General features: G+C 65.8%; 15 protein-coding genes, 1 tRNA gene and 1 pseudogene. 9 read left to right on the top strand and 8 right to left on the bottom strand.

What is annotated here, in order from left to right; all coding sequences use genetic code 11:
* The first annotated feature begins 3 nt into the window (after nt 1–3).
* The gene (locus AC3ANU_RS12455; RefSeq protein WP_488314614.1) at nt 4–1,344 is read left to right on the top strand and encodes a 3-oxoacyl-ACP reductase; all 1,341 of its coding nucleotides are present in this window, start codon (nt 4–6) and stop codon (nt 1,342–1,344) included.
* Entirely contained in the window at nt 1,341–2,252 is a 912-nt protein-coding gene (locus AC3ANU_RS12450) for a MaoC family dehydratase (RefSeq protein ID WP_488314613.1), read from the top strand. Before AC3ANU_RS12455 ends, AC3ANU_RS12450 begins: the two co-directional genes overlap by 4 nt.
* Before the next feature lie 24 nt (nt 2,253–2,276).
* Here the strand turns inward: AC3ANU_RS12450 and AC3ANU_RS12445 are convergent, their stop codons facing one another.
* The 5 genes and pseudogenes from AC3ANU_RS12445 to AC3ANU_RS12425 form a co-directional block, all read right to left on the bottom strand.
* The gene (locus AC3ANU_RS12445; protein ID WP_018771143.1) at nt 2,277–3,329 is read right to left on the bottom strand and encodes an FUSC family protein; all 1,053 of its coding nucleotides are present in this window, start codon (nt 3,327–3,329) and stop codon (nt 2,277–2,279) included.
* 93 nt (nt 3,330–3,422) lie between these two features.
* Nucleotides 3,423–4,533, bottom strand: a pseudogene (locus AC3ANU_RS12440) (serine hydrolase domain-containing protein).
* Nucleotides 4,534–4,577: 44 nt separating this feature from the next.
* Nucleotides 4,578–5,630 carry a glutathione S-transferase family protein gene (locus tag AC3ANU_RS12435; RefSeq protein WP_488314612.1) on the bottom strand — a complete coding sequence of 351 codons (1,053 nt, stop codon included), beginning with the start codon at nt 5,628–5,630 and terminating at the stop codon, nt 4,578–4,580.
* Between the two features lie 20 nt (nt 5,631–5,650).
* A complete protein-coding gene (locus AC3ANU_RS12430; protein ID WP_488314611.1) occupies nt 5,651–6,403 on the bottom strand; it encodes a M50 family metallopeptidase in 753 nt (250 codons plus the stop codon).
* Nucleotides 6,404–6,553: 150 nt separating this feature from the next.
* The gene (locus AC3ANU_RS12425) at nt 6,554–6,856 is read right to left on the bottom strand and encodes a DUF4193 domain-containing protein (protein ID WP_018761323.1); all 303 of its coding nucleotides are present in this window, start codon (nt 6,854–6,856) and stop codon (nt 6,554–6,556) included.
* Nucleotides 6,857–7,060: 204 nt separating this feature from the next.
* Here AC3ANU_RS12425 and AC3ANU_RS12420 point away from each other — a divergent pair, with 204 nt between their 5' ends.
* From AC3ANU_RS12420 to AC3ANU_RS12405, 4 genes are all read left to right on the top strand, one after another.
* Nucleotides 7,061–8,203 (top strand): glycosyltransferase family 9 protein, encoded by a 1,143-nt coding sequence (locus tag AC3ANU_RS12420; protein WP_134164742.1) that lies wholly within the window; start codon nt 7,061–7,063, stop codon nt 8,201–8,203.
* Nucleotides 8,200–9,171, top strand: coding sequence for a glycosyltransferase family 9 protein (locus AC3ANU_RS12415; RefSeq protein WP_018771138.1), 972 nt, complete (start codon nt 8,200–8,202; stop codon nt 9,169–9,171). Before AC3ANU_RS12420 ends, AC3ANU_RS12415 begins: the two co-directional genes overlap by 4 nt.
* A 74-nt stretch (nt 9,172–9,245) precedes the next feature.
* Complete coding sequence (locus tag AC3ANU_RS12410) at nt 9,246–9,470, top strand: hypothetical protein (RefSeq protein WP_018771137.1); 225 nt, start codon at nt 9,246–9,248, stop codon at nt 9,468–9,470.
* A gap of 152 nt (nt 9,471–9,622) precedes the next feature.
* On the top strand, nt 9,623–9,814 hold the full coding sequence (locus AC3ANU_RS12405; RefSeq protein ID WP_018771136.1) for a three-helix bundle dimerization domain-containing protein: 192 nt from the start codon (nt 9,623–9,625) through the stop codon (nt 9,812–9,814).
* Nucleotides 9,815–9,828: 14 nt separating this feature from the next.
* Here the strand turns inward: AC3ANU_RS12405 and AC3ANU_RS12400 are convergent, their stop codons facing one another.
* Nucleotides 9,829–10,854, bottom strand: coding sequence for an NADPH:quinone reductase (locus AC3ANU_RS12400; protein ID WP_488315974.1), 1,026 nt, complete (start codon nt 10,852–10,854; stop codon nt 9,829–9,831).
* 49 nt (nt 10,855–10,903) lie between these two features.
* Nucleotides 10,904–12,502, bottom strand: a complete 1,599-nt coding sequence (locus AC3ANU_RS12395) for a phospholipase D family protein (protein ID WP_488315973.1) — start codon at nt 12,500–12,502, stop codon at nt 10,904–10,906.
* A 299-nt stretch (nt 12,503–12,801) separates the two neighbouring features.
* On the opposite strand from AC3ANU_RS12395, the gene AC3ANU_RS12390 reads away from it, so the two are divergent.
* Entirely contained in the window at nt 12,802–13,263 is a 462-nt protein-coding gene (locus AC3ANU_RS12390; protein ID WP_488314610.1) for a GatB/YqeY domain-containing protein, read from the top strand.
* Nucleotides 13,264–13,690: 427 nt separating this feature from the next.
* On the opposite strand, the gene AC3ANU_RS12385 is transcribed toward AC3ANU_RS12390, so the two are convergent.
* A tRNA-Leu gene (locus AC3ANU_RS12385) sits at nt 13,691–13,773 on the bottom strand.
* Between the two features lie 168 nt (nt 13,774–13,941).
* Between AC3ANU_RS12385 and AC3ANU_RS12380 the strand changes: the two genes are divergently transcribed.
* A complete protein-coding gene (locus AC3ANU_RS12380) occupies nt 13,942–15,246 on the top strand; it encodes a M20/M25/M40 family metallo-hydrolase (protein WP_478223370.1) in 1,305 nt (434 codons plus the stop codon).
* An 11-nt stretch (nt 15,247–15,257) separates the two neighbouring features.
* Nucleotides 15,258–16,418: an acyl-CoA dehydrogenase family protein gene (locus tag AC3ANU_RS12375; protein WP_488314609.1), complete on the top strand. Its 1,161-nt coding sequence runs from the start codon at nt 15,258–15,260 to the stop codon at nt 16,416–16,418.
* Nucleotides 16,419–16,434 lie beyond the last annotated feature (16 nt).

Genomic DNA, 16,434 nt, shown 5'->3' with positions numbered 1-16,434 from the left:
GGCATGGCTGACACATATGCACAACTGGTCAACAGCGGCGTAGGCCGCAACCTCGCAAAGAAACTCGGCCTTCCGCAGCCCGCTGTCCTGCGCCGCTACGAGCCGGGGCAGCCCCTGGTGACCGGGCCTGTCGTTGTCCTGGGCGACACCCCCGGCGCGGACAAACTTGCCGCCGAGCTGCTGTCCTGGGACCTCGATGTCAGGCGGCACGCCGTTCCGGCCGAAAAACTGGGTGCCATCATCCTGGTCCTCGATGAGCTCGGGCACCCGGCGGACCTGGAAAAGCCTGTGTTGGCGGCCGCGGGTTCCCTCCGCGACCTGCGGGCCGGGGGCCGGATCATCACCTTGTCCCGCCCGGCGGCGGAAGCTGCCACTCCCGACGCTGCAGCAGCACGCCAGGGGGTGGATGGCTTCCTGCGATCCCTTGCCAAGGAACTGCGTGCCGGAGCAACCGGAAATGGTGTGCTCCTCGCTGATGGCACCACTTCCACCAGCCCCAGCACGCTCGGTGCCATCACGTTCTTCCTCTCCGGCCGTTCAGCGTTCGTGGACGGACAGTTCCTCACGGTTTCAACGGAGGACGGCGCACTGCCCGCCGACCCGGAAGAGCCACTTGCAGGAAAAGTGGCAGTAGTTACCGGCGCAGCCCGCGGCATCGGCGCGCAGATTGCCCGGACGCTGCACCGCGATGGTGCCACGCTGGTCCTGGTGGACATTCCGGCAGCGGGAGACCAGCTGGCGGCCGTAGCCAATGAGGTACGCGCGACGGCATTGCAGCTCGACATCACCGCAGCGGACGCGGGCCGGCGGATCATCGACCACGCCATACAGCGGTACGGACGTCTGGACATCGTGGTGCACAATGCCGGGGTTACGCGGGACAAGCTGCTGGCCAACATGGACCAGGCGCGGTGGAACCAGGTCATCAACATCAACATCGCCGCCCAACTCCGGATCAACGAGGCCCTGCTGGCCTCAGAACACTTCCGGTCTTCGCCGCGTATCGTTTCTGTTGCCTCCACCAGCGGCATCGCCGGGAACCGGGGACAAACCAACTACGCCGCATCCAAGGGGGGAGTTATGGGAATGGTCCGTGCCAGCGCCCCGCTGCTCGCGTCCCGGGGCGGCACCATCAATGCGGTGGCACCCGGATTCATCGAAACCGACATGACCGCGCGCATCCCCTTCGCCGTCCGTGAAGTGGCACGACGGTTGAACTCACTCCAGCAGGGCGGCCTGCCCTCCGACGTCGCCGAGACCATAGCGTTCCTCGCCAGCGACGCCGCAGGCGGAATCAACGGGGAGGTGCTGCGGGTGTGCGGGCAAAACCTGGTGGGGGCATGACGCTCGCACAGCCGGTGATCCTGGCCGAGATGCCGTCCTTGTCCAAGCTCTACGTCAACGCCGCCGCCCAGGCGGCACGGCGCAGGCTCCTGGGCACACATGACTCCGCCGTCCTCCCGGCCGAGAGCCATGAAGTCAGGGGGGTGGTGGTGGGGGTGGAAAACCTCACGGCCTACCAGCACCTGATCGGTGAGACGGCAAGCGATGTCCTGCCTGCCGGTTTCATCCACGCGATCGTATTCCCGCTGGCCATGAGCGTCCTTAACCGCGACGACTTCCCGCTGCCCCTGCTGGGCATGATCCACCTGCACAACAGCGTCGAACAAAGGTCCCCATTGGTCTTCACGGACGTTCTGGACATGACCGCTTGGGTGCAAAACCTCCGTGGGCACCGTTCCGGCACGCAGGTGGACGTGGTAGCGGAAGTGCGCCCTGCCGGCTCGCCGGATGTGCATTGGCGGGGCGTCTCCACTTACCTGGCCAAGGGCGTGTTCCTGCCGGGAATCGACAAACCTACTGCGCTGCCACCGAAGGCCGATTTCACGCCGCCGGACCCGACGGCCCTGTGGCACCTGGGCGTTGACACGGGGCGGGCCTACGCCGCGGTATCCGGGGATTTCAACCCGATCCACCTGAGCGTGCTGTCGGCAAAAGCGCTGGGCATGCGGCGTTCGATAGCACACGGGATGTACTTGGCCTCGCGTGCGCTCGCAGATGTCGGCCCTGCCCGCGGTGACTCCTTCACGTGGGACGTGGAGTTCGAGGCTCCGGTGTTCCTGCCCTCCCGGGTTGCCCTGGAAATCGCCACCGAACAAAGCGGATCAGGGGCATGGAGACACTCGCGCTTTGTCGCCTGGAGCCCCCGCTCCGGGCGCCGCCATTTCAGCGGGACGGTTGCCGCGCTCTAGCCAGCCCGGTTCCCGGCGCCAGGACTAGTCCTGCGGGCGGACTGCCCGCAGGATCCGGTGGAGGCTGAGGAGGACCGATTCGGAGGCAGGGACGGTGCCTTGGGTTGCCTCCCTGCCTGCAGCGGCCGCCATGCAGGCGTCCACCGCCTCTTTCGCGGCGGCGAAGCGGTGTTTCTGGGTCTGTTCGTCAGCTTCGCTGTAGGACGCCAGCAGCTCACCGGTGGCCGTGATGGCGGCAGCAAGCGGTTCACTGTCCTGCAGGGGGATATCGTAGGGGGCGTCGCTTTCCCAGATGACGTCCGAGAGCACGTCCGTCATGTCCTGGATATGGAAAGTGACCCGCTCCAGTTCCCGCAGGTCGCGGTAGTCCCTGTCCACGTCCCTGGGGTGCAGCTTCCGCCTGGGATTGGCGCGGCGGCTGGCATCGGCTTCCTTGACCAGATGCCGCACCGATCGAGCTGCTTCGGCCAGTTCGTCCGACCGGCGCGCCCAGTCCTCGTGCTCCGGAGGCCACTTTTCGGTAATCGCCGCCCCCATGTCCGTAAGCTGCCGCCCAAGGGCGAGGCGGAGATCATCGAGGCTTGAAGCCGCTGCATCAAAGTGCAGCGGCGGGAAGATCAGAAAATTGACTGCGATCCCCACGCCCACGCCCGCACCCATCTGGACCAGGTAGCCAAAGGAGAAATCGTCCGCGTTGCTTCCGCCCACCAGCAGGACCAGCAGGGCCGCCGTCGGAATCCAGTCACGGCCCGAGCCGATACCCGGCAAGCCGCCCAGGAGCACACCGACTCCCATGAACAGGGCCACCGTCAACGGGGAGGGTTGGGCAAGGCTGACCAGAATGAAAGCAAGGCCGATTCCCATTGCCAGCCCCGCGAGGGCCTGCGCCCCCTGCTTCACTGAGCCCGCGACGTTGTGGTACATGGCCACCAGGGCCCCCAGCGGCGCATAGTACGCATAGTGCGAGGCCGCGCCCGGCATTAGCGGAGCGATGGCGAACGCCAGGCCCGCGGCAAGCGCGGCTTTGGCAGCCAACTGCAGGCGCTGCGCCGCAAAGGCAGCGGAGAGCCCCGCCACCGATTGTTTGAGAAGTTGGGTCCCCCGAGCCCACCGTGCATCCGGTCGTGCTTGAGTGTTGCCCATCCGGACCACAGTAGGGCCGGGCGCCCTTCAGGACAAGCCCGCTGCGGAACGCCGCACTTCGGCGGCCAGGCGATGCGCCCTTCCCGGCGTCCGGCCCTCCTCCTGGCGGCGTGGAATGTAGCCAAAGCCAAGCCCGTAGGCCGGATCCGCAAAACCGAGCGCCGCGTTGGCACCCTCGTGTCCAAAGGCCCGGTGGCTGCCAAAGTTTCGGGAAGGGTGGGGCTTCATGAAGACGACCGCAAACGCGTTGTCCAGGCCTGAAGAGCGGTCCAGGCCCCACACCTGTTCCCGGGTCATGGCCTCCACCGTCCGGGCCGCCAGGAACGGTTTGTCCCCGTCGACGCCTGTGGTCGCAGCGGCGTACAACCGCGCCAGGCCCTCAGCGGAGCCCACACCGCCGGCGGCGGACATTCCGGCCGCCCGGACGGCGCGGATGTTCGGCAGTTCCATGACGGTGCTGACCGGCGCATTGCTGTTCATGCCTTCGAGGCTGAGTGGATCAACCCAGCCCTGGCCGGGATCTTCTTCATAGAGGACGTCCCTGTACCGTGGCTCCAGCTCCTCCGGGAGCCCCAGGAAGAAATCCACGTCCTGCGGCTGCCGGATCCTGCGGTCGTACATGGCCTGCAGCGACTCGCCCGCGACGCGGCGGCACAACTCCTCCATAAGGATTCCGATGGTCAGGGCGTGGTAGCCGAACTGCCGCCCGGGCTCCCAGGCGGGAGCGGCAGCGGCAAGGCGCGCCGCGGCCGCGGACGTGGTGAATTCATCCAGGCGGAATCCGCCCTCGACGCCCATCAGTCCTGCCTGATGCGACAGCGCTTCCCGGACCAGCAGCCTGTCCTTTCCGTGGCCACCGAATTCCGGTCAGTAATGGACCATTGCCTTATCCAGGTCAAGGACGCCATCCTGGCCCATCAGGGCGATGACCATGGCGGCAACGCCCTTGGAGCAGGAATAGGCCCCGGTCACGGTTTCCGAAGCCATGTCGGGGCCGCCCGTCAGGCGCACCACCGGCATCCCGTTGTGGTAGCAGGCGAGTTGTGCGCTGTACCGGGAGTCCTCAGCGAGGAACGACTCAAACAGGGCCAGGACGTTTTCGTACCCCTGGCGCCACGGAACCAAGAGATGTCTGCATGCCCTCAGTGTAGGCAGGAAAGCGATTTCCTGCCCGAGGTTTGTCTAGCGCAACGCGCCGTGTCCCGGCGCAACCTCTTCGCCTGGCCGGACCGGCCCGGGCGGCGTGCCGTCTCCAAACGGCCGGCCCCCCAGCGATTCCCTGCCGTGGTCCTGCAGCCAACCGCCCAGGTCCGGACCGGCCGGAACAATGCCCGTGGGATTAATGTCCTCGTGCACGATGTAGTAGTGCTGCTTGATTTGCACGAAGTCGATAGTGTCCCCGAAACCCGGCGTCTGGAACAGGTCCCGTGCATAGCCCCACAGATGCGGCATCTCACTGAGTTTCTGCCGGTTGCACTTGAAGTGGCCGTGGTACACGGGGTCGAACCTGGCAAGCGTGGTGAACAGGCGCACATCCGCCTCGGTGATGGTGTCGCCCACCAGATAGCGCTGCCGGGACAGGCGGTCCTCAAGCCAGTCCAGCGCAGTCCACAGCCGGTCGTACGCCGAGTCGTAGGCTTCCTGGGAACCCGCGAAACCGCAGCGGTAGACGCCGTTGTTGACCTCCGTGAAGACGCGCTTGTTTACCTGGTCGATTTCGTCGCGGAGGTGTCCAGGGTAGAGCAGCGGCGCACCTGCCCGGTGGAAGTCCGTCCACTCGGTCGAGAAGTCGAGGGTGATCTGGGGGAAGTTGTTGGTCACGACTTCACCGCTGCGTACATCCACGATGGCAGGCACGGTAATTCCCCGCGGATAGCCGGGGAACCGTTTGAAGTAGGCCTCCTGGAGGCGCTCTATGCCCAGGACGGGGTCCACTCCGCCGGGATCCAGGTCGAACGTCCAGGAGCGAGCGTCGTGGGTAGGGCCGGGCTGGCCCAGGGAAATCGCTTCTTCCAGGCCCAGCAGCCTGCGGACAATGACGGTGCGGTTTGCCCACGGGCAGGCACGGGCGGCGATGAGGCGGTAGCGCCCGGCTTCCACCGGCCACCCCGGCTCGCCCTTGCTGCCCGGGGAGGCATCCCTGGTGATCCGGTCCTCGATGTAATTGGTGTCCCGGGTGAACTCCGTGCCGCCGGTCACATAGGCTCCACGGGTGCTGTGCGTTTCCTGGCTCATGCCACAAGCCTATTCGCCGGCTATCCGTTCCAGGCACCTTCCCCGAGGATCGCCGAGACGGGCTGCCAGGCAACCAGCCACGCTCCGGCAACCAGGAGGGTGAATAAAGCAATCCAGACTCCGGAGGGGACGGAGGTGGCGCGGTACAGAAGGTAGGCGTCGGAGCTGCCAAGGCTTCCGCGACGCCGGATGTGGACGTTCGTGAGTTTGAGCAGGTCACGGACAGCAGCCACCAGGAGTGCAAGACCGAAGATGACGGCCACATGCCCCACGACTGGCGCCGGTGCAAGGAAGGTAAGGGCAGCCGCGCCGGCGATGGCGGCGGCAGTGATGATGAAACCGGCAAGGTTGCGGAGGAAGATCAGCGACGCGGCCAGGACCAACAGGCTCACGGCCATGGCAGCCGGGCCCCACCCGCCAAGGCCGCAGCAGACGAAAGCGGCACCGACCATAGCCGGTACCGGATATCCCCAGAAGCAGGACCATGCTGCTGCAAGCCGGCTCCTGCTGTAAGTGGTGGTGGTTCCGGAATGGTCAAGCCTGAGGCGGATTCCCGACAGCCGCTGACCGGACGTCAAGGCCGCGAACGCGTGACCCAGCTCATGGGTGGTGGTAGCGAGGAGCCCGAAGTAGCGCCAGCTGCGGCGGGGTATGGACAGACCGATGGCTGCCGCCACGGACAACAGCATCTCGATCCAGGTGACGTTGGGTACGTTTGCCTGCGCGAACGCCGCACTGAAGGTGTTCCACAAGCTCGCGGAGCTGTCCAACATTGCCTCCTGGCTGCCAGTTGGCGTCGTAAATGTCCTACTCCAACGCTACGCACCCCAGCTGGGCGAAGGCTTAAAGTCGAAAGGCACGCCCGTTGCGGCGTGCCTTCGGCGTTGGTGGGACGTGCGAATCGCTGCCCGAAAGGTTCCCGACTAGCCTTCGCACTCAGTGCAGTAGCTGTGGCCGTCTTTTTGACGGGCGATCTGGGACCGGTGGCGGACCAGGAAGCAGGAATAGCAGGTGAACTCATCCTCAGCCTGCGGGATGACCTGGACTACGAGCTCCTCAGCGACGAATTCGCCGCCAGGGACGCCGGCGCCGTCCAGTCCGTCAGCCTCGTCCAACTCCTGCACAACACTGCGGGCGTCGGGAGCATTTGCTGACTGGAGCTGCTCGAGTGAGTTGTCCTGCGATTCCTTGACGTCGGAACGCAGTTCATCGTAATCGGTTGCCACTTTAGGTGCTTCTCTTTTCTTTGATTGGCTGTCGGGTATGAAACGTACAGCATCGGGAGGGTATTCCCCAACAGTGAGCGTGAATCCGCCGCCTATTGGGTAAAGGTCCTAAGGAGCAGCCGCACGTTCCAGGAGCGCATTGCGGCCGCGTGGGCAGTGGGGGGACAGGGTACTGGTCCCCCTGCATGACGGAAGGGGCAGTGTGTGGAACAACTCACCGCAGAGTTTGGCGGTGCAGGACAAATCGGCGTGGGCGTCGGTCCTGTGCTGGAGAAGTTCACCGACGTGTCCAGGATTGTCATCCTGCGCGGCGGAGGATTGGGCGACCTGATTTTCGCCATCCCGGCCATGGCGGCACTGAAGGTGGCTTATCCGGGATCAACCATCACGCTGCTGGGAACACCAATCCACAAGGCGCTGCTGGAGGCGGTGAAAAGCCCCGTGGATGAGGTGGTGGTCCTGCCTTTCGCCGAAGGAGTCAGGCCTGGGCAGGAAGAGGCAGCTGAACTGGACCGTTTCTTTGCCGACATGCGGGGCCGCACCTTCGACCTGGCTGTCCAGCTTCATGGCGGCGGCCGCTATTCAAACCCCTTCCTGCTAAGGCTCGGCGCCCGTCATACCGTCGGGACCCGGACTGCCGATGCAGCCAGCCTCGAGCGCACCGTCCCCTACCTTTACTACCAGCACGAACCACTCAGGGCTTTGGAAGTGGCCGGGTTCGCTGGTGCCTTCCCGGTCGATCTCGAAGCCCGGCTGGCGCCCGCCGGCGGGGGAGCCGCACACGAAGCCCTAGACGGCGCCGCCGGCCAGCCGCTGGTGGTGATCCATCCCGGCGCCACCGACCCCCGCCGTCGTTGGCCTGCTGACAAGTTCGCCGAACTTGCCGCTGCCTGCGCAGCGGACGGCTCGCGGGTGGTCATTATCGGTGACAGCAGCGAGCAGGACCTCGCGGAGGCGATCGCGGCCCGGGCCGGATCGGCGGCCGTCGATTCCGCAGCCGGCGCACTGGACATGGCAGGGCTTGTGGCCCTGCTGGCGGAAGCCGGCGTTGTGGTGGCAAACGACAGCGGTCCACGGCACCTTGCCCAGGCCCTGGGCGTTCCCACGGTCGGCATCTTTTGGGCCGGGAACGTGATCAACGCCGGAGCGCTGGGCAGGAGCCTGCACCGCGTGCATGCCTCCTGGGTGACAGCATGCCCCACGTGCGGGATAGACGTGACCCAGGTTGGCTGGACGGCACCCCGCTGCGCCCATGACGATTCTGCGGTAGCGGGCATCGGGGTGCCGGAGGTGTACGAGGATGTCCGCAGCCTCACCGCCACGGCCTACGCAAAGCAGGACGCATGAGCGGCACCGGGACGGCGGGCGTTGCCACCGATCCGCTTCCCGCTGACGGCAAACCGGAATTACTGGTCCTGCGCGCCCTGAAGCTTGGCGACCTGCTGGTGGCCGTACCTGCCCTGAAGGGTATCCGGCGGGCGTTTCCCGAACACCGGCTGCGCTATGCGGCGCAGGGATGGCTGGCAGAAGCTTTGGGGCTGGTGGGCGGTTATGAGCTGTTCCCTACGCATGGGCTGGACGAGCCGCTGGCGATGGAACCCGGCGTAGTGGACGTTGCCGTCAACCTGCACGGCAGCGGCCCGGAGAGCCAGGGAAGGATTGAGGCGCTGAAAGCCAGGCATACGGTTGGCCACCGAAGCGCCCACCGGGACGGCCCGCCGTGGCGGCCGGAACTGCACGAACGCGAACGCTGGGTAAAGCTCCTGGAGTGGCATGGCATCGAGGCGGATCCACTGGACGTAAAGCTGAATACGCCGCACGTCCCCAGCCCCGTCCCCGGTGCGACAGTCCTGCATGTCGGAGCCGCCTATGGCAGCAGGCTGTGGCCGGCGGACCGCTTCGCGGCGGTGGCAGCGGCCCTCGCGGAAGCCGGCCACCAGGTGGTTTTCACCGGCGGCGCAGGGGAGAGGGAACGCGCTGACGAAGTGTGCCGCCTTGCGGGGCTCCCGGGGACCACCGTCTTGGCCGGCGTCCTGGGCCTCGGAGAGTTCGCGGCCACCATCGCCGCCGCACGCCTGGTGGTTTCCGCCGACACGGGCGCCGCCCACCTGGCATCCGCATACGGCACTCCTTCCGTGGTGCTTTTTGGTCCGGCCCCACCCGAAATCTGGGGTCCGCCCCCTGGGCCCCATGTGGTCCTGACCCGCACGGAGCTGCGGCGCGGGGACACGTTCGCGGCGCAGCCGGACCCCGCGCTGCTGGCAATCCAGGTGCCCGACGTCATGGCTGCGGTCAGGGGGCTGGGCCTGCTGTAAGCGCTGCGGATTTGCGCCTCATAGTGTGGGTCTGCAGGGGTCGGCTTGGGTCCCGGGGGCCTAAAATTGAGTGCATGAGCACTGAGCTGGAAATTGCTTTGGTGTTGGGGACGGCGTTGTTGTGGGTCATCGTGGCGCTGACCATCCTGTCTGCCATTGACCGGCCCGAAAGGAAGGCGCGCCGGCAGGAACGGCGCGACCTCCGGACGGAGAAGCGGCGGATCGAGTATCGCCCCGTCGCAGCGGGTTCCCATCCCCAAGGACGGGACCGGCACTCGCGTAGGCTGCACCCGCATTGACGACGGCGGGACGTGCCCGGGTGCATCGGCGTGGAGCACCCGGCCTGCATACCGCACCCGGCCTGGCGTCCGCCGTCGTCCGTTGACGGTGTTGCGCTGCTGCCTGCCAGTCAAGTCTTGACGGGCTTCTTCGGAACCCTGACACTTTCCCGATGGGAGTAAGCGAAGAGTTGCGGGCACTGACTGACGTGGTGGACCGGCTTGCGGCAAGGTTTCCCGCACTGCCCCGCGAACGCATCGAGGATGTGGTGCAGCAGGAGCACAGCCTGCTGGATGCAGGCAGGGTCCGCGCGTTCGTACCGGTCCTGGTTGAACATGCTGCCAGGGACCGCCTGGCCAGGTAAGGCGCAGGGGCTTTTCAGGGTGCCGGCGCGACGTCGATAAGCACTTTTCCGATGGTTCCCTGCTCCACGGCATCGTGGGCCGCCGCAGTGTCCTCAAGGGTGAACCGGGTAAGAGGCAGCCCATGTTGCTCGCCTACCCGAAGGGCACCTGCCGCGAGTGCCTCGGCAACGCCGGCTACTGCCTTCTCTTTCTGCCCGTCCGTGACCGTGTAGGTGAGGATGAATTGGTAGCGGACGTTCTTGGTCATGCTTTCGCGGATCGGAACCGTGAGCGATTCTCCGGGGTTGGCCGCGTAAATCGAGATGGTCCCGCCAGTCTTGAGAACGTGCAGGTCGGCATCGATGTTCGCCGGCGCGTTGACGTCCACGATGATGTCCACCCCACCGGGCGCTGCCTCCTGAACGGCGCGGACGACGTCGTCCTTCCGATAGTTGATGACCGTCCCGGCGCCTGCGCGGCGGGCGAGTTCGGCTTTCCGTTCTCCGCTGACGGTTGTGATGACGGTGGCACCGGCCCACCGCGCCAGCTGGATGGCAGCATGGCCCACGGCGCCTGCACCGCCGGTGACCAGCACGGTTCGACCCGCCAGGGCGCCGGGCGAGAGCGTGGCCGGACCGTCCTCATTCGATGTCAGGGCACGGTGGGCCGTGAGGGCCGGAATCCCGAGCGAGGCGCCGGTGTCAAAGGATTCGGCGTCGGGAAGTGCCACAACTTTGTGGGCCGGCACCACGACGTACTCCTGCGCCGTACCTTCGTTGCTGCCCCACGCCACGTCCCAGAGCCAGACACGGTCGCCGTGGCTGAAACCCGCCACCTCTGCGCCCACTTGGTCGATAACGCCGGCTCCGTCCTGGTTGGGAACCTTGGTGACGTCCAGTTTCCTGCCACCCGTTCCGGCACGAGACTTCCAGTCCGTGGGGTTCACGCCGGACACCACCAGCCGGACCCGGACCTCACCGGGACCTGGCTCCGTCAATGGCCTGTCCTGGAGCTGCAGCACCGAGGAGGGACCCGTTGCCTGGTACACGATTGCCTTCACGTCTTCTCCCATGTCCGGATGCTCATTCCTTACCGCTCCAACCTAACCGCTAGAAGCGGTCCGTGCCGCGGAGACCCCGGGGGCGGCCGTCCGGATCGACGATGAAGCGGTAGACCGGATCCGCCCAGAGGCGATGGAGTGGCCGGACGGGTTGCGTGGCATGGTGGCGCACCTGCCCTGGCGGTCGGGGCGTACTGCGGCCGGCCCGGTGCCACTGGTCCAGGGCATCGGCGGTGCTGTTCCACAGCTCCAGTCCTGCGGTGGTGGCCTGGAGCTGTGGGTCGTCCAGCTCCAGGCCCAGGTGTTCGGCCCAGAGCTGGAGCCTCAGCTCCGTGGCGAGTGGCCGGGTGGGCAGGGTGCCGGAGTCTGCAGGCAGCATGCCGTCGGCGGATGTGTCCATCACGGCGCAGGTGAGCTCACTGTCAGTGGTCCAGGAGCGCCGGTTGAAGTTGTCTGATCCGCAGGTGAACCAGGTGTCGTCGATGATGCAGATCTTGGCGTGGACGTAGATCGGGGTTCCCTGGCTGTTTTCCAGGTCGAATATGCCCACCCTGTCCGGCGCGGCCCGGCGGAGCATGCCGATGGCGCGCAGTTGCCCCAAGCGCTTGGGCGGTCCACTGAGAAAGCCATCCGTGTCGGGGTACCTGGGAACCACGATGATCACGTTCAGCCCGGGGTTGTGTTGCAGGGCGGCTGCGATCCCCGCTGCCACCTCTGTTGACCACAGATACTGGTCCTCGATGTAGATGAGCGAACGGGCCTGGGCGAACGCCTTTGCATAAGCCTTCGCTATGGTCCGTTCTCCGTGTGGGGCGAAGGGGAATGGCGGATGCTTCAGGCCGTAAGTGCGCAGCAGCTGCACGGCGTGCGGGCCTGACGGAGGTGGGGGAGGAGCGGACTCGGGGAGCGGCTTGGGGTGCCTGGGCATCCGGGCCAGGCGCTGCAACAGCATCCGGTACGGGGTCCGCCGGTCCAGCGGGTGGGGATCGTTCCACCGTTCAGCGAATACGGCCAGCACATCTGCAACGACCGGGCCGCGCAGCTCAAGGGCGGCGTCGTGCCATGGGGGCCTCTGCCCGTAACGGGAATCCATCTCCACTGCCTGGGGGTCTCCCGCATGGCCGGCGTCATCACGGCGGCTGTGTGAGAGGTCCAGTCCCCCCACGAACGCCACATCGAGGGAAGGATCGGTACGCCGGCGGATGACCACCAGTTTTTGATGGTGCGAGCCGAAGAGGCGGACGCGCTGATCCAACAGTGCCTCCCCGCCGGAGTCGTTGATCTTCCGGCTGAGAAGTTCGTTGGAGCGGCCACTGATAGGGGCCGACACGCGCTCACCATGGGATCTCCAGACGAGGCCCCGTACCTCCACGCCGGACCGGGCCAGCCCGGCGAGCTTCTCGCCAATGGTCGTACCGTTCGCCTCCAACTGCTCATCGGCATCGCCACGCCAGTCGGTGAACCATACCTGGTCTCCCGCCTGCAGCGCAGACAGCTCCTCATGCAGCCTGGAGAAGTATGTTGCTCCGTGAATCAGGGGACGTACCAGGTTTCCTTCAGACCAGGGGCCGGATTCCTTACCAGCCCCTTGGACGTCGGAGGCAGGGTTTCCCCGCTCAGCCTGATTCAGAAACCACTTGCCAACCATGCTGTCCACGTGGCGCTCCTTCCGGGGCCCGGGGGCAGGCCACTGCGTTTCCAAACTAACCTACGCCCGTGCGTCTACCTCCGCCCCGTGCAGACGGCTCCAGACAGATTGAAGCCAGCAACGCTCCACCGCCACGTCGGGAATAGGCTTGGGCAAGATCCTCCCTGCTGCAGTCCACTCGGCGGCGGCAAGCACCGGCGCCATGCGCAGGGCGGGATAAGGCCGCTCCAAGAGCCACGCCGTACCTACAGCTCAATCACCAACCAGCTCCATAACCAACGAAGGAATGAGTCAGGTCCATGTCACTGAAGGAAAAACTGAAGGGCGATGTCATCGACCACATGAAGGCCGGCAACAAGCTGGGCCTGACCACTGTGCGCAACGTCCTGGGCGAAATCGAAACGCGGGAGAAGTCCGGCAAAACGCCGGTCGAGCTCGACGACCTGCAGGTCACGGCGCTGCTGCAAAAGGAAGCGGCCAAGCGCCGGGACACCGCCGCCACGTATTCGGCGGCCGGTCACGATGACCGGGCGCAGGCAGAGATCGCCGAGGCTGAGGTCATTGAGGCCTACCTGCCCAAGGCGCTGACCCGCCAGGAAGCCGAAGCCATAGTGGACGGGGTTATCGCCGGCCTGAAGGCGGACGGAACCGAACTGACGATGCGCTCCATGGGCACAGTGATGAAATCAGTAACCCCCAAAATCGGCGGCCGCTTCGACGGCAAGGCCATCAGCGAGATCGTGAAGGCCCGTTTGGCGTGATGACATTCCCCCGGGCGTTTCCCCGAACGGCCTGCCGTCCCTGGAAAGTCATCGGGCGCCGCGTTGGGTTACAGCGCGCGCCTGACGCCCTGCAGGGGGTATGGGCCGGCGGCGGTTGGGGGGCGGCATCCGGTCTCAGAGATGCCATGGCCGCCGGCCCTGTCCCCATGTATAAGACCCTGCCCCAGCGGCAGGATCTTGTCCTTAACGGTAAAACCCGTTCCTAAATGACAGCCCACGTTGGCCGCAAGTTTCGCTCAAGACTGGCACGCAGTAGCCGCCGCGGTTTCAACTTCCGGAACGCCCCTGCGCGGTCAGTGCGGCAAACGCCTTCGGCCCGAAGCTCCGGCCCGGAAACAGGGCAAAGAAAAACACCCCGGTCCGAAGACCAGGGTGTTTACGGTGGTGACTCTACTCACCACTCTTGTGCGCGGAGGGGGACTTGAACCCCCACCCCCTTTCGAGGACTAGCACCTCAAGCTAGCGCGTCTGCCATTCCGCCACCCGCGCAGGTGGTATTCCGGGAAGCGTTGCGCTTTTCAGCGTTTCGCGCCTCTCCGAAGCAGCGAGAAAAACTCTAACATGACTTTCCGGGAACAACGAATCGAGCCAAGTAGGTAGGCTGAGGGCAGCGATTCAGCTCGTGCCAACCAGTCATTCCCTACCAAGGAGCCACCAATGCCTGACGTCCTGCCCGAGGATGAAGTTGTCCGGATCTGCCAGGAACTCATCCGGATCGACACCTCCAACTACGGCGACGGGTCAGGACCTGGGGAGCGGGCGGCAGCAGAGTATGCGGCAGGCCTTATCGAGGAAGTGGGCCTGGAGGCGGAGATCTTCGAATCCGCCCCCGGCCGCGCCAACGTCGTGACCAGGATGGCAGGGGAGGACCCTTCCGCCAGCGCACTGGTGGTCCACGGCCACCTGGACGTGGTCCCCGCCCTGCGTGACCAGTGGTCTGTAGACCCGTTCGGCGCGGAACTGAAGGATGGCCTGATCTGGGGCCGCGGCGCCGTCGACATGAAGGACATGGACGCCATGATTCTTTCTGTGCTGCGGGGTTTCGCCCGGGAGGGCAGGAAACCCAAACGGGACATCATCTTCGCGTTCTTCGCTGACGAGGAAGCCGGCGGCGTCTATGGCGCACGTTATGCCGTGGACAACCGCCCGGAACTTTTCGAGGGCGCCACGGAGGCCATTTCGGAGGTGGGTGGCTTCTCGGCAACAATCGGCGGCCAGCGGACCTACTTGCTGCAGACGGCGGAGAAGGGCATCTCGTGGCTGCGGCTGGTGGCCCACGGCCGGGCCGGCCACGGCTCCCAGATCAACACGGACAACGCTGTCACGCGCCTCGCCGCCGCCGTAACCCGCATCGGCGAATACAAGTGGCCCATTGAACTCACGCCCACCACCCGCCAGTTCCTTGATGGAGTGACCGAACTCACCGGCGTGGAGTTCGACGCCGACAACCCGGAGCTTTTGCTCAACCAGCTTGGCACCGTGGCCCGGTTTGTCGGCGCCACCTTGCAGAACACCACCAACCCCACGCTCCTCAAGGGTGGTTACAAGCACAACGTCATCCCCGAGTCTGCCGAGGCCCTGGTTGACTGCCGTACGCTGCCGGGACAGGAGCAGCAGGTCCTTGAGATCGTGCGCGAGCTTGCCGGCAGTGGAGTGGACGTCAGCTACGTCCACAACGACGTCTCGCTGGAGGTCCCGTTCGCCGGCAACCTGGTGGACTCGATGATTGATGCCCTCCACAAGGAGGACCCCGGTGCAAAAGTGCTGCCCTACACACTGTCCGGCGGCACGGACAACAAGTCGCTCAGCCGGCTGGGCATTACCGGCTACGGCTTCGCGCCCCTGATGCTCCCCGAGGACCTGGACTTCACCGGCATGTTCCATGGCGTGGACGAACGTGTGCCGGCGGACTCCCTCAAGTTCGGTGCCCGGGTGCTGAACACCCTGCTCACCAACTACTGAGGGGACCTGCCGTGACTCCAGAGGACCTGCTGCCGGACGGGCTCCTGGAACGCATCCGCGGCCGCGCCGCAGGATACGACCGGGACAACGCCTTCTTCCACGAGGACCTGCAGGAGCTTGCGGCTGCAGGGTACCTGAAGCTTTTCGTTCCAGTACCCGACGGCGGCGCGGGGCTTGGGCTCGAGGCGGCAGCGCAGTGCCAGCGCAGGCTGGCAACGGCGGCCCCTGCCACCGCGCTTGCCGTCAATATGCACCTGGTGTGGACCGGCGTCGCGCACGTCCTCGCAGCCCGCGGCGACCACTCCCTGGCCTTCGTGCTCGAGGAGGCGGCGCAGGGCGAGGTCTTCGCGTTCGGCAATTCGGAGGCCGGCAACGACTCAGTCCTCTTCGACTCACGGACCGCGGCCACACCTTATCCGGACGGAAGCTACTCGTTCACCGGGACCAAGATCTTCACCAGCCTCTCGCCGGCGTGGACCCGGCTGGGGATTTTCGGAAAGGACGCCGCAGCCCGGGACGGTTCCGGGGAACTCGTCCACGGGTTCATCAACCGTGAAGCGGCCGGCTACCGGATCATGGACGACTGGGACACCCTGGGCATGCGCGCAAGCCAGTCCGCCACCACTGTCCTTGATGGTGCGACCGTTCCGCCGGACCGGATCATCCGCAAGCTGCCCGTGGGTCCCAACGCCGACCCGCTGGTGTTCGCGATTTTCGCGTGCTTCGAAAGCCTCCTGGCCGCCGTCTACACCGGATTGGGCGAACGGGCGCTGCACGTGGGTGTAGAAACTGTAAAGCGCCGCACGTCTTTCAAGAACGGCGGACGCAGCTACGCGCAGGACCCTGACATCCGCTGGAAAGTTGCTGAGGCAGCCATGGCCATGGACAACCTCTACCCACAGCTCAGGGCTGTCACCGCCGACGTCGATGCCCTGGCCGACCACGGGAACCAGTGGTTCCCCAAACTGGTGGGTCTGAAAGTGAATGCCACCGAAACGGCGCGGCGCGTTGTGGACCTGGCCATCCGCGTCAGCGGGGGATCGAGCTACTTCAGGGGTTCGGAACTGGAACGGCTCTACCGCGACGTGCTTGCCGGCATGTTCCACCCCTCCGACGACGAGTCTGCCCACAACACGGTGGCCAACGCCTGGCTGGGCCCGCTGGAGGACTAAACGGTCCGCTGGATCA

It is taken from the genome of Arthrobacter sp. SDR-2R (assembly GCF_057747955.1).
Note: the sequence above shows the minus strand (reverse complement) of the source record. Positions and strands in the feature narration are given on the sequence as shown.